Origin of the sequence: Bradyrhizobium sp. Ghvi, from assembly GCF_900115265.1 — a bacterium.
Taxonomy (GTDB): domain Bacteria; phylum Pseudomonadota; class Alphaproteobacteria; order Rhizobiales; family Xanthobacteraceae; genus Bradyrhizobium.
In genome coordinates this window covers 200,822-218,689 of the sequence record NZ_FOVU01000008.1, presented here as the reverse complement: position 1 = coordinate 218,689, position 17,868 = coordinate 200,822, and the positions used below count along the sequence as shown (strand labels likewise).

The following is a 17,868-nucleotide window of genomic DNA, read 5'->3' as shown; positions in this document are numbered from 1 at the left end:
ATTCAGAGTTTTCGCGAGCTTTGCGATCGCCGAAAGCGCTGTGTCTTCAGAGGCTAGGATTCAACTCTTCATCCGCGGCTTCAACGCACAATCAATCGGCCCCCGCCATTTGCTGCGATGCTGCCGAAGCGGACATTCGACCGCATCATTGCCAAGCGGCTGGGGCTGTTGCCGCAGGGGTTGATGGACGTTTAGCTCGCTTTGGCCGTTCGCGCGCGTGGATGGGCGGCCATGGCGATCATCCGCAGCGCCATCACCGCGAGCAGCGGAATGAGGAAGGCGGCATAGACCGGCGTGGCCGGCACCCGCTTGCCGAAGGACACCATGAACTGGAGCCAGAGGTAATAGCCACCCGCGAGGTGCAGCGCGCGCCAGGCGCGCGGGCCGATCAGCGCGGCCGTACGGTCGAGCGAGGTCGCGCTCATGGCGATGATGACGAGGTAGCCGATGCCGCCGAAGATGTAGGAGGCCGGTGAGGTCGCCTGCGCAAAGCCGGCCGGATCCATCTTCGCGAAGACGACGATCGCGATCGCGTGGATGACGTGGGACGCCGCAAAGCTCAGGCCCAGATAGCGCCGGTTGCGGCGCTGCCAGCGCGTCCAGGGGTTGGGCCAGAGCCGCGCCAGCGCCGCGGCACTGAAGGCAAGGCAAAACAGCAGCAACGAGCTGCGCGCCGTGAAGCGGATCACCATGCGGATGCCATCGACGTCGAACTGCCGCATCGAGGCGATCGAGAGGCTTAGGGCGATCAGACTCAGCGTGAGGACGGCGAGCAGCCGCCGCCCTTCAAGCCAGCTTTGACGTCGCGGCATGGTGGCCTCCATTATGTAAGCGTTGATTACATCGCGCTGCTGCGCGATCGTCAATGGTGTAATCGCTGCTTACATTCACGTTGGAGTGATGCTAGAAAGCGCCATGTCTCCACGCCAGATCTCCAAACCCCGCGCTCGCCAGACACGGGAAGCCCGGCCCTATCATCATGGCGACCTTCGTCGCGTGCTGATCGATGCTGCGCTGCAGCTGGCAGCCGAAGGCGCCGAGGTCTCGGTCCGCGAGGCCGCGCGCCGGGCTGCGGTCTCGCCAGGAGCGCCATTCCGGCATTTTCCCAACCGCGACGCCTTGATGGCTGCCGTGGCCGAGGAGGCGCAACGGCGCTTTCGCGTCGAGATCGAAGCCGCGCTGGCAGACGCTCCGGCCGCCAATGCTCTGGCACGCTTCCGCGCCTTCGGCCTCGCCTATGTGCGATGGGCCATGCGCAACCCCGCGCATTTCGAGATCATCTCCACAGGGCGCTATTTCGCCCATGGCAGCTCGGCTGAGCTGACGCGCGACAACGCCGAGCTGATCGCGCTGACCGAACGGATGCTGACCGAGGCGGTCGCGCAGGGCCTGCTGAGGTCGACGGATCTGAAGCGGGTCCTGATCGCCGGTCGCGCCCTGATCTACGGTTTCGCCCGGATGAACCTCGACGGCCATTTCCCGCGCTGGGGTGTGGAGGAGGCCGAGATTGAAGAGATGGCGGAAGGCGTGATCGATCTGTTCATCAGCGGGATATCAAAGCCCTAGCCTCGCCCGGATAAGGCCTTCGCAGCTCGCTAACATTAAGCGAAGGTCGGACGCTGGTTCGCGTTGCCTGCCCGAGACCGTTCTATTACAGTTTTGTGACACGGTGCAGCCGGCTGCGCCGGACGCCCTGGCCGTCTCGAGACGGGCCAGACGGCTTGGCTTCACCGCGCCGGAACGTGTTCAGCGTGTCCTCGATGGCGCCCGCGCCTGATCCAGGTCCTTCCGCCACCACCGCCGTTCTGGCGAGCGTCGCTGCGCTCGGCATCTGGCGGCTGCTCGCGGTGGCCGCGCCGCATTTGGCAGCGCTGGCGCTGATGTACGAGACCGAGACCGATTTCAGCTCGCGCCTGTCCTTCCTGCTCGCCTGGGGTATCCTCAACTTCTTCTGGATCACGCTGTTGCGCCGGCCGGCCCTGTCGGGTGCGCTGTCGCTGACTATGGTCGTGGTGCTGGTGCTGCTGTCGCGGCTCAAGCACGACGTCGCGCAGATGACGGTCAATTTCATCGACCTGATGATGATCGACCGCGACACGGTCGCGTTTCTGTTCACGATCTTCCCGAACCTGCGCTGGTCCGTAATCGGGGCAGGTCTGATCACGCTGCCCCTGATGTATGCGCTGTGGTGGCTCGATCCATTTCGCATCCGCCGCCTGCCGGCCCTGGCCTGCAAGCTCGCCTGCCTCGCCGCCCTGGTCTTCTATTCCGTCTATCATCCGGACGAAGCCTGGCGTGGCTATTACGACGACGGCTACCTTTCGAAATTCTTCCGCTCGGGCGTCACGGCGGTTTCCGATTTCGTGCAGTACGGGTTCATGGAATCGGCCGCCCCGGTCGACGAGCGGCTCAACATCCCGTTGATCGATGCTTGCCATCCTGCCGGCCGCCGGCCGAACATCATCATGATCCACGATGAGTCGAGCTTCGACATCCGCGCCGCGCAGGGCATCAAGGTGCCGCCGGGCTACGGCAGCCACTTCAAGTCCTGGGACGGCAAGGAGCGCACGTTCCTGGCCGAGAGCAATGGCGGGCCGAGCTGGTTCACGGAATACAACGTGCTGGCCGGTCTCTCCTCGCGCTCGTTTGGCCGCTTCGCCTATTTCGTGACGCGCATTGCGTCGGGCCGGGTCGAGCGGGGCCTGCCGCTGGCGTTGCGCCGCTGCGGCTACGATACAATGTCGCTCTATCCCGCCTATGGCGGCTTCATGGGCGCGCGCAGCTTTCAGATCACGACGGGTGTCGAGCGCTTCCTCGACGCTCATGATCTCGGCGCCAGGGACGTCGAGCCCGACAGTTTCTTCTACGACAAGGCGTTGGGGTTGATGGGCGAGCGGACGCCTAACAAGCCGCTCTTCACCTTCATCTATCTCGGCGCCAATCATTTCCCGTGGGAGACGCGCTTCCGTCCCGATCTGATGCCGAATTGGCGCGCGCCGGGCAATGTGCCGTCCATCGACGAATATCTGCGCCGGCAGGCGATGAGCGCCGAGCAATACAAGGGCTTCGTCGCAGGCTTGAAGAAGAGTTTTCCGGGTGAGCCCTTCCTGATCGTGCGCTATGGCGACCATCAGCCCGAGTTCGCTCCCAACATCCTCGAGCCCGGGCTCGACGAAGGCGCGATCGGCAGGAAGCTCGATGCTTACGATCCGCGCCTCTACGCGACATATTACGCAATCGATGCCGTCAATTTCGAGCCGGTGAAAAGTGACGCGGTGATGGACAGCATCGACGGTGCCTATCTGCCGCTGGTGATCCAGGAGGCCGCCGGCATTCCGCTCGATCCGTCCTTCGCCGAGCAGAAAAAGATCATGCTTCGCTGCAACGGGATCTTCTATGGCTGCAACGACGGTGCGGAAGCACGGCGGCTGAACCGGTTGCTGATCAATGCGGGGATGATTCACGGCCTTTAACCGGATCTGACTGGCTGGATCGTATGGCCGACAAATATATCGTATTACGACGTATTAATCTTTTGACGGGGTGCTATTCAAACTAAAGTCTGAGCCGAAAATGCCTGAAATCACCGACTTGTAATTGGCGCGGCGCCTTGCTTCCCAAACTTTGTCACGATTGCTGCCATCATCCCAGACGCCGCCACCAGGGACTTTCCGGCGGTGTTGCCGATCTCTGATCCCCCTTCTTGCAGGAGAACCTCCATGCGAGCGCTTGATGTTGCGCGCCTTGCATTTGCCTTCATGCTGCTGAGTCCAGCTGTTCATGCCGCCGAACCGGCGCATGATATCAAGGGGCTCTTTCTCATGACCGACTATCCGGCGGTCACGGTGCGTCCCGGCACGACCAGCAACATCTCGCTGCGTCTGCAGAACTACGACCTGTCGCCGCAGCGTTACCAGCTTTCGGTGGCGGGCGTGCCGAGTGGCTGGACTGCGACGCTGCTGGGTGGCGGCCAGCCCGTCGCGGCGGCGATGCCGGCGCCTGACGGCAGCGTCGCGCTTCAGCTCAGGCTCGATGTTCCCGCCGGCAACGATCTCAGCGCGCATACGATCACGGTGAAGGCCGAGGGGCAGGGCAGCAGTGCGGAGCTTCCGATCGCAGTCTCGCTCGCCAAGGAGCTGCCGGCGAAGCTGACGGTCAAATCGAGCCTGCCGTCCCTGCGCGGCAGCCCGAAGTCCAATTTCGATTACACGCTCTCGATCAAGAACGATTCAGGCCGCAATCTCATCGCGAGCTTTGCCGCCGAAGCGCCCGCCAATTTCGAGACCTCCTTCACTGAAGCCTATGGCACCCAGGAGCTCTCCTCGATCCCGATCGATGCTGGTCAGTCCAAGGACGTCAAGCTGAAGGTGCGCCCGCCCACCACGATCGATGCCGGGCATTTCCCGGTGAAGGTGACCGTGAAGGCGGAGGACGCCTCGGCCTCCACCGAGCTCGCGCTCGATGTCGTCGGACAGCCGCAGCTCCAGATCTCCGGACGCGACGGTCTTCTGAGCGCGCGTGCGGTTGCGGGCAAGCAAAGTTCGATTCCGATCGTCGTGACCAACACCGGCACCGCGCCTGCCGAGAACATCGCGCTGGCTGGGACCGCGCCGAATGGGTGGAAGGTGACGTTTGAGCCGGCGACGATCGATCGCCTCGTTCCCGGCAAGGACAGCGAGGTGCAGGCGCTGCTCACTCCGAGCGACAAGTCGCTGGCCGGAGACTATCAGACCACCATCCGCGCCTCCTCACGTGGTGAAAGCGCCTCGAGCCAATTCCGCGTCACTGTCGCCACCTCGACGGTGTGGGGCGTGGCGGGCGCCGGCGTCATCGGCGTCGCGCTATTGTTGATGCTTGGTGCAGTCGCAAGGTACGGACGGCGATGAGTGAGCAACAAACCGAAGCCAATGGCGCGCCCCGCGATCTCGTCATCAGCGCGCGCGGCCTTGCCAGGCACTATGGAAAGTCGATTGCGGTCGATTCCATCGACTTCGGGATCGCGCGCGGTGAGGTATTCGGCCTGCTCGGCCCGAACGGCGCCGGCAAGACCACGACCATCCTGATGATGCTCGGCCTGACCGAGATATCGTCGGGCGAAGTCAGCGTGCTCGGCTTCGATCCGGCGCGCGAGCCGCTGAAGGTCAAGCAGCGCGTCGGTTATCTGCCCGATGCCGTCGGCTTCTACGACCAGCTTACGGCCACGGAGAATCTCGCCTACACCGCCAAGCTGATGGGGCTTGCCCGCGCCGAGCGGGCGGCGCGGATCGAGGCCGCGCTCGCTCGCGTTGGACTTGCCGAGGTTGCCGAGAAGCGTGTCGGGACGTTCTCGCGCGGCATGCGGCAGCGGTTGGGTCTGGCGGAGATCATCATGAAGCGTGCCGAGATCGCGATCCTCGACGAGCCGACATCCGGGCTTGATCCGCAAGCCACGCAGGAATTCCTCGGATTGATCCGCGAGCTGAAAGCCGAGGGCGTCACCGTGCTGCTGTCATCCCATATGCTCGACCAGGTCCAGCGCGTCTGTGACCGGGTTGCGCTGTTTCGGGGTGGGCGCATCGTGCTGCTGGGCACGGTACCGGAGCTTGCCGTCAGGGTGCTCGGCGCTGGCTTCGTCGTCGAGGTCGAGGCGGAAGGGCCGGGCATTGCCCGGCGGCTCGCGATGATCCCGGGCGTGACCCAGGTGGAGACCCTTGCTGCCGACCGTTTCCGCATGACGGCCGAGCGCGACGTGCGGCCGGATGCGGCGCGCGCCGTCGTTGCGGGCGACGGGGCGCTGCGACGATTGTCGGTCGACGAACCGAGCCTCGAAACGATCTACGCGCGCTACTTCCAGGCGCAGCCCACGGGGGACGTTCGTCATGCGGCGTGAGGGATCACCGTTCCGGGGCTTGTCGACCGTATTCGTCAAGGAGCTCTCCGACCACGTCTCCAGCATCCGGATGCTGGTGCTGGAGCTGCTGATCGTCTCCACAGCGCTTGCCGCGCTCTATGAAGCGATCAGCAGCCTCAGGCAGAACACCGCCGAAGATCCGTTCCTCCTGCTGCGGCTGTTCACCATCGACCAGGCGCCCCTGCCGTCCTTTGTCGCGATCCTCGGCTTTCTCATTCCGTTGATGGCGATCGGGCTGGGTTTTGATGCCGTCAACAGCGAACACAACAGGCGAACAATGTCGCGGATTCTGGCGCAGCCGATCTATCGTGATGCGCTGTTGATGGGCAAGTTCCTTGCAGCCCTCGCCACGATCGGGATCAGTCTCACCGCCTTGTGGCTGCTGGTGATTGGTCTCGGACTGATCTTCCTCGGCGTGCCGCCGGGAGGCGAGGAGATCGCGCGATCGGCGGTGTTCCTGATCGTGGCGATCTTCTACGCCGGCGTCTGGCTGTCCCTGGCGATGTTGCTGTCCACGGTGTTCCGCTCGGCTGCCACCGCAGCGCTTGTCGCGCTGGGCATCTGGCTGTTCCTGACGGTGCTTTGGCCGATGCTGGCTCCGGCGCTGGCGCAGGCGATCGCGCCGGCCGACCCGCGCTACGCGCTGCTCGGCCTGAACGATCCGGCTACGGCGGTCTGGACGCAGGAGCTGCTCCGGCTGTCGCCGAACGACCTGTTCGGGGAAGCGATGCTGGCGGTGCTGTCACCAACGACTCGTGCGCTCGGACCGGTGTTTCTCGATCAGCTTCGCGGCGCCGTCATGGGCGCGCCGCTGCCGTTCGGTGAAAGCATCATGATTGCATGGCCGCAGACCGTCGGCCTCGTCGCCGGCACCATCATTCTGTTCGCGTTCAGCTATGTGCTGTTCCAGCGCCAGGAGGTGAGGGCGTGACCTGATGACCTGACTGTGCTTTGCCCTTCTCGTCCTCCAAGAGATGGGCAGGAGGGGGTGGCTGGACGTCCCCTGCGGCCACCCCCTCATCTCTTCTACGGTCGTCCGATCTTCCCCCACAACCACTTCGCCACCGCATCCGGCGATGAATTCGCGTCATTGCCGGCCGCGCGCAGATTTGCCTCACGCATGGTGGCAATGTCGATCTTACCGAGCAGCGGGCTAAGCGCCGCCTTGAGCCGCTCGTCGCCGGCGCGCTTGGGAGCGAGCAGCAGGATCGCGTCATAGGGCGGGATCGCCTGCTTGGGATCGTCGAGCGCCACCAGATCGTATTTCGCGATCAGCCCGTCGCTGGTGTAGCCGGCGATGACGTCGACCTCGCCGCTCGCGACCGCCGCATACATGAAGTCCGGCTGCATCTGGCGTTGGGCGTTGAACTGAAGACCGTAGGCCTTTTGCAGCGCCGCCCATTCCGGCCGGGAGAAGAACTCGTAATCGCCGGCGATCGACATCGTCGAGGTGTGCGCGGCGAGATCGGCAATGGTGTGGATGCCAAGCGCGTCGGCGCGCTTCTTCGGCATCACCAGTGCATAGGCATTCTCGAAGCCGAGCTCGCCGAGCAGGGTGATGTTGTCCTTTGCGAGTGCCGTCTTCAACTCCGCCACCAGCTCCGCGCGCGGTTTGATATCGGTGCGGTGCAGCTGGTTGGCCCAGAGCGTCCCGGAATAATCGACATAGAGGTCGATGTCGCCGGCTTTCAGCGCCCCGAAGATCACGCTCGAGCCAAGACCCGATCGCGCGCTCGCGGAAAGACCGGCCGCCTGGAGGCGGTCGCGCAGCAGGGCCGAGAGCACATATTGTTCGGCAAAGGTCTTGGCGCCGACCACATAACCGGACGGCGAACGTCCCATCGTCGGCACAAGTGTCGCCGCAACCAGCGCCGCGATCCCGATCGCACCGAGCCCGGCGTGCAGGCGGCTGCGGTGGCGCAGTCCGCTCTCGATCAGGCCAAGCAGCTGATCGACGGCGAGCGCGAGCATGGCCGAGGCGAAGCAGCCGAACAGCACGAACACCCAGTTCTGGGTTTGCAGCCCTGCAAAAATGTAGTTGCCTAGGCTGGTCTGCCCAATCGGCGTCGACAGCGTCGCGGTGCCGATCACCCACACTGCGGCGGTGCGGATGCCCGCCATCATCACCGGCAGCGCCAGCGGCAGCTCGACCATCAACAATGTCTGCTGCGCGGTCATGCCGACGCCCTTGGCGGCCTCGATCAGCGCGGGGTCGATACCATTCAGCCCGGTGATGCCGTTGCGCAGCACCGGCAGCATCGAATAGAGCGCGAGCGCCAGCATCGCCGGGAGGAAGCCGAAGGCCGAGAACGAGACTCCGAACCATTTCAGCGCTACTGAGGCACCGAGCAGCAGCAGCGGATAGAATAGCGCAAGCAGCGCCAGTCCCGGCACGGTCTGCACGATGCTCGCGAGCGCGAGCAGGGCGGCGCGCGGCGCCGGACGGTTACGCGTGAGGATCGCCAGCGGCAGGCTGATGGCGAGGCCAAGCGCGAGTGCGGCGAGGCTCACCCGCACGTGATTGCCGAGATAATCGGGCAAATGCGACAGTGCCTCGCCCCAGCGTGGATCTGCAAAAAAGCTCATGCCGCACCGTCCTGCGACAGCAGCAAATTCAGTCGTTCGACCTGGCGCCGTGGGGTGCGCAACAACTCCAGCACATAGGCATCGCTGCTTTTCGAGAGCTCCATGGGCGTACCTTGCGCCAGCAGCTGTCCGCCGCGCATCACCGCGATGCGATCGGCGAGCAGGATCGCCTCCGTCATGTCATGCGTAATCATCACGGTGGTCAGCCCGAGGCGGCGATGCAGCGAGCCGTAGTCGTCGCCGAGGGCGTCGCGGGTGAGGGGATCGAGCGCGCCGAACGGCTCGTCCATCAACATGATGCGCGGCTTTGCTGCGAGCGCCCGTGCCACGCCGACGCGCTGCCGCTGGCCGCCGGAGAGCGTCTCGGGCAGCCGGTCTCTGTGCGCGGTGCCATCGAGCTGGACGAGCTCGATGAGCTCGTCCACCCGCTCCGCGATGTTGGCGGCCGGCTCGCCGAGGAGCTTTGGCGTGATGCCGATGTTGTCGGCGACGCTCAGATGCGGAAACAGCCCGCCGCTTTGGAAGACGTAGCCGATCCGGCGCCGTAGCGTGACCGGATCGATGTTCTTGATGTCGTCGCCCTCGACCGCGATGGTGCCGCCATCGGCCTCGATCAGCCGGTTGGCAAGCCGCAGCAGCGTCGTCTTGCCGGATCCTGACCCGCCGACGATGGCCAAAAACTCGCCTTCGGCGATGTCGAGCGAGACGTCGTCGACGGCCCTGAGGGAGCCGTAGCTCTTGGTGACGTGCGCATAGCCAATCATTGGTCTGGAAGGCATCAGACGTGCACTCAGCTCGCTTGCCCTCCAGAGGGAGGGGGATGGTCGAGGCCCCATGCTTAGCACGCTTGACCGGTTGATTGAACTTGTCCGCGCGAGCGGCTAAGGCATCAGGCCAAGCCCGGAGGAAACACATGACGACGCCCACGGCAGTGGCGCTGGAAGATGCCAAGGTTGCGTTCCGACTGGGGGACGGCCGCGTCTATACGGCAGTGGAGAAGGCCCATTTAACAGTCGCGCAAGGCGAGTTCGTCGCCATTGTCGGTCCGACCGGCTGCGGGAAATCGACGCTGCTCAATGTCGCCGCCGGGCTGCTCAAACCCGCCGCCGGCGGCGTCAGGATATTCGATCGGCCGCTTGCGGGGCTGAACCGGGACGCCGGCTACCTGTTCCAAGCCGATGCGCTGTTCCCCTGGAAGACCGCGCTCGACAACGTCGCGATCGGGCTCGAGATCAAGGGGACGCCACGCGCCGAGGCGCTGCCACTGGCGCAGAAATGGCTCACTTCCGTGGGCCTTGGCGCCTTCGCCGGCCGCTATCCGCACATGCTTTCCGGCGGCCAGCGCAAGCGCGTGGCACTTGCGCAGGTGCTGATCCGCGATCCCAAGATCCTCTTGATGGACGAGCCGTTCGGGCCGCTGGACGCGCAGACGCGCCAGGTGATGGGCAATCTGCTGCTCGATCTTTGGAACGCCGACCGCAAGGCCGTGCTGTTCGTGACCCACGACCTCGAAGAGGCGATCGCGCTCGCCGACCGCGTCGTGATCATGTCGGCGGGGCCGTCCTCGCGCATCATTGGCGACTGGCGCGTGAACTTGCAGCGCCCGCGCGACATTTTCGAGGTGCGGCTGGACAAGGAGTTTCATGCCTTGCATCGCGAGATCTGGAGCGTGCTCAAGGACGAGGTGATGAAGGGCTACGCGCAATCCACCCACGCGGCGGAGGCGGTCTGATGTCGCGCGCAATGCTGCTCGCGCTGCAAGTTCTGGTCGCGATCGTGTGCATCGCGCTATGGCAGCTGCTGTCATCAGTGCCGGTGCTCGGCAAGATCCTGCTGCCGCCGTTCTTCTTCTCAAATCCGGTCGATGTGTTCGATCAGATCGTCAAATGGTTCGTCTCCGGCGTGATCTGGAAACATCTCTGGATCACGCTCGTGGAATCGATCCTGGCCTTCGTCATCGGATCGCTCGGCGGCGTCCTCATTGGCTTCTGGTTCGCGCGCCAGCCGCTGGTCGCCGCGGTGTTCGATCCCTATGTGAAGATGGTCAATGCGCTACCCCGCGTCGTGTTGGCGCCGATCTTTGCGCTCTGGCTCGGCCTCGGCATCTGGTCCAAAGTTGCGCTCGGCGTGACGCTGGTCTTCTTCATCGTGTTCTTCAACGTCTATCAGGGTGTGAAGGAGGTCAGCCGCACTGTGCTCGACAATGGCCGGATGCTCGGCATGAGCGAGGGGCAACTGATGCGGCACGTCTACTGGCCTTCGGCGCTGTCGTGGATGTTCTCCTCGCTGCACACCTCGGTCGGCTTTGCGGTCGTCGGCGCCGTTGTCGGCGAATATCTGGGCTCGGCCGCCGGGCTCGGCTATCTCATCCAGCAGGCCGAGGGCGTGTTCGACGTCGCCGGCGTGTTCGCCGGGATGTTCGTGCTGTCGGCCTTCGTTATCTTGATCGACATGGGCGTGACGCTGGTGGAGCGAAGGCTCCTGGTTTGGCGACCGACCGTGGACGGGCGCGGCTAGTCGTCGTTAGTCGCCTTCTCAAGCCAGTCCCGCTGCTCTATGGTGCCGCGGCCGAACGGAGGAAACCAATGAAGAACACGATTGCCAGGCTCGCCGGCGCGCTGCTCGCGCTGACGCTCACCACCTCGATTACCGCAGCGCAAAGCAAGGTGACGATTGCGGTCGGTGGCGGCGCCTGCCTGTGCTATTTGCCGACGGTGCTGGCCAAGCAACTCGGCGAGTACGAGAAGGCCGGTCTCAATGTCGACCTGGTCGATCTCAAGGGCGGCTCGGACGCGCTCAAGGCCGTGCTTGGCGGCAGTGCCGACGTGGTCTCAGGCTATTTCGACCATTGCGTCAACCTGGCGGCCAAGAAGCAGGAGCTTCAGGCGTTCGTGGTCTATGACCGCTATCCCGGCCTCGTGCTGGTGGTTGCGCCCTCGCACACGGGGGACATCAAGTCGATCAAGGACCTCGCCGGCAAGAAGGTCGGCGTCAGCGCGCCGGGCTCCTCCACCGATTTCTTCCTGAAATATCTCCTCAAGAAGAACGGGCTCGATCCCGCCGGCACGGCCGTGATCGGCGTTGGCCTCGGTGCCACTGCGGTGGCCGCGATGGAGCAGGGGCAGATCGACGCAGCGGTGATGCTCGATCCCTCCGTCACCGTGCTCCAGGGCAGCCACAAGGATCTGCGCATCCTCAGCGACACCCGCACCCAGAAAGACACGCTCGAGACCTTCGGCGGCGAATATCCGGGTGGCGCTCTGTACTCGACCGCGGCCTGGGTCAACGGTCACGAGAAGGAAACGCAGGCGCTGACCAACGCAATGCTGGCCACGATCGCCTGGATCCACTCACATTCAGCCGAGGAGATCATGGCCAAGATGCCCGACGAGATGGTCGGAAAGAACAAGGACCTCTATCTCGCCGCGCTGAAGAACACGATCCCGATGTTCTCCGAGACCGGAAGGATGGATCCGAAGGGCGCGGAGGCCGTGCTCGCCGTTTTCAGCATCGGCTCACCCGAGGTGGCCAACGCCAAGATCGACGTCAGCAAGACTTTTACCAACAAGTTCGTCGAGCAGGCCAAGAAGTCCACCGGGAGCGCCAAATAACCGACGCGAAGGCTTGGTAGTCAAGCGGTCATGCCGTCACCAACCATTCATCGCGTCACGACGCTCGACCTTGCCGTGCGCCCCGTCGCCTGGCCGTTCGCCGAGGAGCGGCGCGCCGAGATCGCCGCGCATTTCGCCGAGCAGCAACGCGCGCGGCCGAAGCTCTGGAACGGGCGCATTCTGCTCGGGCGAGATGCCGTCTTTACGGACGGTCGTCTCGCGGCGACCTATTTCGAGACGGATTTCGCCAGCTTCCTGGCTTGGCGCGACTGGGGCTTTCCCGATCGGTCAGTATTCAACGGTTTCGGTATGGGAGCGCTACGAGCGTCCGATGGCGCCTTCGTGATGGGCGAGATGGCGCACCACACCGCTAATTCAGGGCGCATCTATTTTCCGTCGGGCACGCCCGACCTCAACGACATCAAGGACGGTCGGCTCGATATCCCCGGCAGCGTCGTCCGCGAGATCGAGGAAGAGACTGGTCTGTTCCCCGCCGACTATTCGGCCGAGACGGACTGGCACTGTGTCGTCACCGGCCATTCGATCGCAATGATGCAGATCCTGAACCTGGATATGCCCGGCGAGGCGGCTCGCGCGCGGATCGAGGCCAATCTGGCTGGTCAGGATGAGTCGGAGCTCTCGGCTATCCATCTCGTGCGCGGGATGGATGATCTCACGCCGACCATGCCGCGGTTTGTGACGGACTTCATGGCGCAGCAGTTCGCCTCGCGCTGATGCGCAAGGCTTGACATCGCGCGGTCAAGCCCATGTGATGGGCGAAAAGCAAAGCAAGAAGACTGCAATGCACAATCGTCCAGGGAGGTTTAGATGCGCCTGCGCATGGCTGCCCGCTCGGTACGAGGGCTGTTGATCGCGATTGCAGCGAGACATTCGACCGCCTGGGTGTGGCGCGAGTCCATCCTGTCGCCCGAAGAAGGCAGCTAGCGGAGCGGGCGGTGCTGGAGGTTAGCGGGCTGGTGAAACGGTTCGGCGGCTTCACTGCCGTCAACAACGTGTCATTCAAAGTCGATCGAGGCGAGATCCTCGGCCTGATCGGCCCCAACGGATCGGGCAAGAGCACGATCTTCAACATGCTCTCTGGCACGCTTTCGCCGACCTCCGGCTCGATCCGGTTCGATGGTTCGGAAATCGCAGGCTTGGCGCCACACCGGATCATCAACCGCGGCATCGGCCGTACCTTTCAGATCCCGCGGCCGTTCCGACGCCTCACCATTTTCGAGAACGTCGCGCTCGCCGGCTTCTACGGGCAGGGGCGCAACAGTCGCGTCAAGGCCGAGGAAGCGGCCGCGCGCGCGCTTGCGATGGTCGGCTTGCCGACCGATCGCCATGCCAGCGTGGACGGCTTGGGCGCCGCTGGCTTGAAGAAGCTCGAACTTGCGAAGGCGCTCGCCACCGCCCCCAAACTTCTTCTCGCCGATGAGAGCCTCGGCGGCCTCGACGAGGCCGAGATGGACCAGGCTGCGGACATGCTGCGCAATATCCGCGACGAGCTCGGCATCACCATCATCTGGGTCGAGCACATCATGGGCGTGTTGATGCGCGTCGTCGACCGCGTCATGGTGCTTGACCACGGCGAGAAGATTTCGGAGGGCCTGCCGAGCGCCGTCGCCGCTGACCCACGTGTGATCGAGGTCTATCTGGGCACCGATGCCGAGACCACGCAGGCTGCGGCCGCCGAAGCGCGCCGCCATGCGGGAGGCCAATGATGCTGGAGCTTCGCGGCGTCAACGCTGGCTATGGCACCTTCCAGGCGCTGTTCAACGTCGATCTCGAGGTGAAGGCCGGTGAGGCCGTCGGCGTCATCGGGCCGAACGGCGCCGGCAAGACCACCTTGATGCGCGTCATCTCCGGCCTGATCCGCCCCACGCGCGGCTCGATCACCATGGAGGGCGCCGATGTCCTGGCGACGCCGCCGCACAAGATCGTCAGCCTCGGGATCGCGCATGTCCCGGAGAACCGGCGGCTGTTTCCGCAGCTTTCGGTCGACGACAATCTGAAGATGGGTGCTTTCATGAAGGAGGCGCGCGGCCGCTACGCCGAGCGGCTGGAGGTCGTGTTCGATCTGTTTCCGCGGCTGAAGGAACGCCGCCATCAGATGGCCGGCACCATGTCCGGGGGCGAGCAGCAGATGTGCGCGATTGGCCGCGCGCTGATGTCCAATCCAAAACTGCTGCTGCTCGACGAGCCTTCGGCGGGGCTGGCGCCGGTGGTGGTACAGCAGGTGTTCGAGCTGGTGAAGCGGATCCGCGCCAGCGGGCTGACGGTGCTGATCGTCGAGCAGAACGTGCAGCAGGTGCTGCGCGTGGTCGATCGCGCCTATCTGATCGAGGCCGGCACGATCCGCGCCTCGGGCACCTCGGCCGAGATGCTGGCGAGCGACACGGTCAAGGAAGCGTATCTCGGAGTGTGAGGGATATATGCAGGCATTCCTGGACATTTTCGACATCTATCTGCTGGAGGCCATCATCAACGGCATCCTGCTCGGAGGCGTCTTGGCGCTGCTCGCGCTCGGGCTGAACCTGATCTTCGGCGTCATCGACGTGACTTGGATCTGCTACGCCGAGCTTGTGATGATCGGCATGTACGCGATGTATTTCTTGGTCCAATATTATGGCATCAGCTATTTCATCGCGGCGCCGTTGACGATCCTGCTGGTCGCGATCCTCGGCGCATTGCTGCATTATCTCGTTATTGCGCCGCTGCTCACCGCGCCGCCGATCAACCAGCTGCTCGCAACAGGCGGGGTGCTGTTCGTGCTGCAGAGCTTTGCCACCGTCGCCTTCGGCATCGACTTCCGCAACCTCGGTATTCGCCTGCCGGTGCTCGCCTTCGGCGACATGAACTTCAGCTACGCACGAGTGCTGTCGTTCCTGGCAGCACTGGTCGGCATGGTTGCGGTCTATCTGTTCATGACCCGCACCTTCACCGGAACCGCGATCCGCGCCATCTCGCAGGACCGCCAGATCATGGCGCTGATGGGCGTCGACACCAAACGGATCTATCTCATCACGTCAGCCATTGGCGGCGGGCTGGCCGGGCTCGCCGCCTGCCTGCTGGTGCTGCAATACGACGTGCATCCCTTCGTCGGCCTCTCCTTCGGGCCGATCACCTTCCTGATCTGCGTGCTCGGTGGCCTCGGTAATTTCATCGGCGGCTTCATTGCGGCGTTCGTCTTCGCCGAGATCATCTCGCTCGGCGGCCTGTTTTCGGATCTCGAATGGGGCTACGTGCTCGCCTTCGCCTTCTTCATCGTCATGATGTTCATCCGGCCCGCGGGCCTGCTGGCGAGGCGCCGATGATGGGGCAGGGGCGGATCGTCGCTTGCGGAACTGCACTGGCGGCCCTGGTCGCGCTGCCATTCGTCTATCGCGATCCCTATCATCTGCACATTCTGGTGCTGATCCTGATCTGGTCGTTCGCCTACACATCGTGGTCGATGATGGGCCGGTTCGGCCTGGTCTCGCTGGGGCACGGCGGCTTCATGGGGATCGGCGCCTATGTCACGGCGTTGCTTTGGAATCATCTCGGCCTTACGCCATGGATCGGCATTCCCGTCAGCATGGTCGCTGCCGGTGCGTTGGCGCTGATCGTCGGCTATCCCTGTTTTCGCTTTCGTATCACCGGCCACTATTTCGTGCTGGTGACGCTGGCGCTGTCAGGCATCGTGCTCCAGATCATCACGGCGACGCGCGACTATACCGGCGGCTCGCTCGGCTACACGCCGAACCGCGCCGCCGGCAACAGGCTTCTGGCTCTCCAATTCGACGACAAGACCAGCTGGTATCTGATCGCACTTGCGGTCTGGCTCGCAGGCATCATCGTCTGGCACCTGGTCGACCGCAGCATGAGCCGCTACGCGCTGGAGGCGATCTCGGAGGACGAGGATGCCGCGGCGGCCGCAGGCGTCAACGTCACTGCGGAGAAACTCAAGATCACCTTGATCAGCGCCGTGATGACGGCGCTGGCGGGTGCGGTCTATTGTCAGTACCAGATGTTCATCACGCCCGACACGGTCAGCGGCATTGCGGTGTCGCTCCAGATGGTGTTCGCGGCCATCGTCGGCGGCCTGTTCGTCTCACTCGGTCCCACCGTCGGCGCCGTCATCACCATCCTGCTTGCGGAAACCCTGCGCATCGGATTCGGCACCAAGGCGGTCGGCTGGGACAATCTCGTTTATGGTGTGCTGCTGGTGCTCTTCATCATATTCCTTCCCAAGGGCATCCTTGGTAGCCTGCTCGACCGATTGAAGCCGCAACGCAAGGTGCCCCGCGCTCATGAGCAAAAAGCCGTCCAAATCGCTCGCCCAGGAACTTGACCGCTACATCACGCCATTCCGGCACGATGGTGCGGGCAAGTTTCACCTGAAGGATTACAAGACCAACGAGAAGAGCGATCTGGACAAGGAGACGGCGCAGGAGATTCTCGACGCCAACAAGAAGCGGCTGATCGCATTCCAGGAGAAGCTCTACGCCCAGGATCGCTGGTCGGTGCTGATCGTGTTCCAGGCCATGGATGCCGGCGGCAAGGACAGTGCGATCAAGGCGATCTTCGAGGGCATCAATCCGCAGGGCTGCGAGGTGTCCGCCTTCAAGGCGCCGAGCACGAAGGAGCTCAACCACGATTTCCTCTGGCGCCACGTGGTCGCGTTGCCGGAGCGCGGCCATATCGGCATCTTCAACCGCTCCCATTACGAGGAATGCCTGGTGACGCGCGTGCACCCGGAGATCCTCGCCAGGGAGAAGCTGCCGTCACGGCTGCTCACCAAGAACATCTGGAAGGAGCGGTTCGAGGACATCTCCGCATTCGAGCGCTATCTCTGCCGCAATGGCACCTTGGTGCTGAAGTTCTTCCTCAACGTCTCCAAGGAGGAGCAGCGCGAACGCTTCCTCGACCGGCTCGAGGAGCCGGCCAAGCAGTGGAAGTTCTCCATGGACGACATCAAGGAGCGCGCCTTGTGGCCGCGCTATCAGGCCGTCTATCAGGACATCGTGCGGCATACTGCTACGCCTCATGCGCCCTGGTATGTCGTGCCCGCCGACCACAAATGGTTCGCCCGCGTCGTGATCGGCTCGGTGATCGTTGCAGAGCTGGAAAAGCTGGACCTGCGTTTTCCGCGCGCCGACAAGGCTTCGCTGCAGGAGTTCGAGAACGTGCGTGAGGCGCTGGAGAAAGAGGAGAAGGGAGCCAGGAAGCGGGCGAAAGGAAAAATGCGAAAACAACCCCATGCACAGTAGCCGACGACAACGGAATCAAAGGCTTGGTCCCGTTATTCGGATTTTAAGAATTTCCGTTGACGCGTCGGGCAAAACAGGGGCATGATGCCATCATCGCGTTCTGATGGGGCAGTCGTGGAACAGGCGTGCAAATGTGATCCTCGGGCCATTGATCGCCGCTTGACAGTTTTATGTGGGGGGAGGACCATGGATGTGGTCGCAAATAAGCGACGCGTAACGTCCACCTCATGAGCAAGGGGAGGTCTATGACACCACCTCCGCAAATCCAGCCGCGTTAAGTGCGATGGAGCTCGTTCGGACTATCGCATAGCGGCGCAAACCGCGAACGGCACGCCGGGTCAAGGTCTAGAGGGCTGCATCAGTGAGGCAAAGCCCCTACCTGCCCGGCGCTGTGCGTTTTGAACCCCCTGCGATGCGGCAAATGCCAAGACATTGTCGTCTGGTCGGCAAACTTCCGACACAGGATCGGGGCGAATAGCGCCGATCCGACATGACGCAGTGCTTCGCGCGGTCACGATTCCGCCGG

General features: G+C 63.7%; 17 protein-coding genes. 14 read left to right on the top strand and 3 right to left on the bottom strand.

Annotated elements, in window-relative coordinates:
• Positions 1-191: 191 nt before the first annotated feature.
• On the bottom strand, positions 192-812 hold the full coding sequence (locus BM374_RS27570) for a ferric reductase-like transmembrane domain-containing protein (protein WP_177248564.1): 621 nt from the start codon (positions 810-812) through the stop codon (positions 192-194).
• A 103-nt stretch (positions 813-915) separates the two neighbouring features.
• Between BM374_RS27570 and BM374_RS27565 the strand changes: the two genes are divergently transcribed.
• The 5 genes from BM374_RS27565 to BM374_RS27545 all read left to right on the top strand — a co-directional run bounded on the left by BM374_RS27565 (position 916) and on the right by BM374_RS27545 (position 6,821).
• The gene (locus BM374_RS27565; protein ID WP_244552709.1) at positions 916-1,566 is read left to right on the top strand and encodes a TetR/AcrR family transcriptional regulator; all 651 of its coding nucleotides are present in this window, start codon (positions 916-918) and stop codon (positions 1,564-1,566) included.
• A gap of 194 nt (positions 1,567-1,760) precedes the next feature.
• Positions 1,761-3,473, top strand: coding sequence for a sulfatase-like hydrolase/transferase (locus tag BM374_RS27560; protein WP_092299613.1), 1,713 nt, complete (start codon positions 1,761-1,763; stop codon positions 3,471-3,473).
• Between the two features lie 246 nt (positions 3,474-3,719).
• Positions 3,720-4,886, top strand: coding sequence for a COG1470 family protein (locus BM374_RS27555; RefSeq protein ID WP_092299611.1), 1,167 nt, complete (start codon positions 3,720-3,722; stop codon positions 4,884-4,886).
• Positions 4,883-5,869 (top strand): ABC transporter ATP-binding protein, encoded by a 987-nt coding sequence (locus BM374_RS27550; protein WP_092299608.1) that lies wholly within the window; start codon positions 4,883-4,885, stop codon positions 5,867-5,869. The genes BM374_RS27555 and BM374_RS27550 overlap by 4 nt, the downstream gene beginning before the upstream one ends.
• A complete protein-coding gene (locus tag BM374_RS27545) occupies positions 5,859-6,821 on the top strand; it encodes an ABC transporter permease (RefSeq protein ID WP_092299605.1) in 963 nt (320 codons plus the stop codon). The genes BM374_RS27550 and BM374_RS27545 overlap by 11 nt, the downstream gene beginning before the upstream one ends.
• Positions 6,822-6,916: 95 nt before the next feature.
• Here the strand turns inward: BM374_RS27545 and BM374_RS27540 are convergent, their stop codons facing one another.
• Both BM374_RS27540 and BM374_RS27535 read right to left on the bottom strand, forming a co-directional pair.
• Positions 6,917-8,476: an ABC transporter permease/substrate-binding protein gene (locus BM374_RS27540; RefSeq protein WP_092299602.1), complete on the bottom strand. Its 1,560-nt coding sequence runs from the start codon at positions 8,474-8,476 to the stop codon at positions 6,917-6,919.
• A complete protein-coding gene (locus tag BM374_RS27535; RefSeq protein ID WP_177248563.1) occupies positions 8,473-9,255 on the bottom strand; it encodes an ATP-binding cassette domain-containing protein in 783 nt (260 codons plus the stop codon). Before BM374_RS27535 ends, BM374_RS27540 begins: the two co-directional genes overlap by 4 nt.
• A 134-nt stretch (positions 9,256-9,389) precedes the next feature.
• Here BM374_RS27535 and BM374_RS27530 point away from each other — a divergent pair, with 134 nt between their 5' ends.
• From BM374_RS27530 to BM374_RS27490, 9 genes are all read left to right on the top strand, one after another.
• Positions 9,390-10,208, top strand: a complete 819-nt coding sequence (locus BM374_RS27530) for an ABC transporter ATP-binding protein (RefSeq protein WP_092299599.1) — start codon at positions 9,390-9,392, stop codon at positions 10,206-10,208.
• On the top strand, positions 10,208-10,993 hold the full coding sequence (locus BM374_RS27525; RefSeq protein WP_092299596.1) for an ABC transporter permease: 786 nt from the start codon (positions 10,208-10,210) through the stop codon (positions 10,991-10,993). The genes BM374_RS27530 and BM374_RS27525 overlap by 1 nt, the downstream gene beginning before the upstream one ends.
• A 68-nt stretch (positions 10,994-11,061) precedes the next feature.
• Complete coding sequence (locus BM374_RS27520) at positions 11,062-12,087, top strand: ABC transporter substrate-binding protein (RefSeq protein WP_092299593.1); 1,026 nt, start codon at positions 11,062-11,064, stop codon at positions 12,085-12,087.
• Between the two features lie 30 nt (positions 12,088-12,117).
• A complete protein-coding gene (locus BM374_RS27515; protein WP_092299590.1) occupies positions 12,118-12,822 on the top strand; it encodes a hypothetical protein in 705 nt (234 codons plus the stop codon).
• A gap of 221 nt (positions 12,823-13,043) precedes the next feature.
• Positions 13,044-13,814: an ABC transporter ATP-binding protein gene (locus BM374_RS27510; RefSeq protein WP_092299587.1), complete on the top strand. Its 771-nt coding sequence runs from the start codon at positions 13,044-13,046 to the stop codon at positions 13,812-13,814.
• Positions 13,814-14,518, top strand: a complete 705-nt coding sequence (locus BM374_RS27505) for an ABC transporter ATP-binding protein (protein ID WP_092299918.1) — start codon at positions 13,814-13,816, stop codon at positions 14,516-14,518. Before BM374_RS27510 ends, BM374_RS27505 begins: the two co-directional genes overlap by 1 nt.
• Before the next feature lie 7 nt (positions 14,519-14,525).
• Positions 14,526-15,407, top strand: coding sequence for a branched-chain amino acid ABC transporter permease (locus BM374_RS27500; protein ID WP_092299585.1), 882 nt, complete (start codon positions 14,526-14,528; stop codon positions 15,405-15,407).
• Positions 15,404-16,423 (top strand): branched-chain amino acid ABC transporter permease, encoded by a 1,020-nt coding sequence (locus BM374_RS27495; RefSeq protein ID WP_092299582.1) that lies wholly within the window; start codon positions 15,404-15,406, stop codon positions 16,421-16,423. The genes BM374_RS27500 and BM374_RS27495 overlap by 4 nt, the downstream gene beginning before the upstream one ends.
• Positions 16,383-17,342, top strand: coding sequence for a polyphosphate kinase 2 family protein (locus BM374_RS27490; RefSeq protein ID WP_092299579.1), 960 nt, complete (start codon positions 16,383-16,385; stop codon positions 17,340-17,342). Before BM374_RS27495 ends, BM374_RS27490 begins: the two co-directional genes overlap by 41 nt.
• Positions 17,343-17,868 lie beyond the last annotated feature (526 nt).

What these genes read in the sequence shown, in the direction of transcription:
- BM374_RS27570 (WP_177248564.1), bottom strand. Translation starts at nt 812, where the DNA reads ATGCCGCGACGTCAAAGCTGGCTTGAAGGGCGGCGGCTGCTCGCCGTC.
- BM374_RS27565 (WP_244552709.1), top strand. Translation starts at nt 916, where the DNA reads ATGTCTCCACGCCAGATCTCCAAACCCCGCGCTCGCCAGACACGGGAA.
- BM374_RS27560 (WP_092299613.1), top strand. Translation starts at nt 1,761, where the DNA reads ATGGCGCCCGCGCCTGATCCAGGTCCTTCCGCCACCACCGCCGTTCTG.
- BM374_RS27555 (WP_092299611.1), top strand. Translation starts at nt 3,720, where the DNA reads ATGCGAGCGCTTGATGTTGCGCGCCTTGCATTTGCCTTCATGCTGCTG.
- BM374_RS27550 (WP_092299608.1), top strand. Translation starts at nt 4,883, where the DNA reads ATGAGTGAGCAACAAACCGAAGCCAATGGCGCGCCCCGCGATCTCGTC.
- BM374_RS27545 (WP_092299605.1), top strand. Translation starts at nt 5,859, where the DNA reads ATGCGGCGTGAGGGATCACCGTTCCGGGGCTTGTCGACCGTATTCGTC.
- BM374_RS27540 (WP_092299602.1), bottom strand. Translation starts at nt 8,476, where the DNA reads ATGAGCTTTTTTGCAGATCCACGCTGGGGCGAGGCACTGTCGCATTTG.
- BM374_RS27535 (WP_177248563.1), bottom strand. Translation starts at nt 9,255, where the DNA reads ATGCCTTCCAGACCAATGATTGGCTATGCGCACGTCACCAAGAGCTAC.
- BM374_RS27530 (WP_092299599.1), top strand. Translation starts at nt 9,390, where the DNA reads ATGACGACGCCCACGGCAGTGGCGCTGGAAGATGCCAAGGTTGCGTTC.
- BM374_RS27525 (WP_092299596.1), top strand. Translation starts at nt 10,208, where the DNA reads ATGTCGCGCGCAATGCTGCTCGCGCTGCAAGTTCTGGTCGCGATCGTG.
- BM374_RS27520 (WP_092299593.1), top strand. Translation starts at nt 11,062, where the DNA reads ATGAAGAACACGATTGCCAGGCTCGCCGGCGCGCTGCTCGCGCTGACG.
- BM374_RS27515 (WP_092299590.1), top strand. Translation starts at nt 12,118, where the DNA reads ATGCCGTCACCAACCATTCATCGCGTCACGACGCTCGACCTTGCCGTG.
- BM374_RS27505 (WP_092299918.1), top strand. Translation starts at nt 13,814, where the DNA reads ATGCTGGAGCTTCGCGGCGTCAACGCTGGCTATGGCACCTTCCAGGCG.
- BM374_RS27500 (WP_092299585.1), top strand. Translation starts at nt 14,526, where the DNA reads ATGCAGGCATTCCTGGACATTTTCGACATCTATCTGCTGGAGGCCATC.
- BM374_RS27495 (WP_092299582.1), top strand. Translation starts at nt 15,404, where the DNA reads ATGATGGGGCAGGGGCGGATCGTCGCTTGCGGAACTGCACTGGCGGCC.
- BM374_RS27490 (WP_092299579.1), top strand. Translation starts at nt 16,383, where the DNA reads ATGAGCAAAAAGCCGTCCAAATCGCTCGCCCAGGAACTTGACCGCTAC.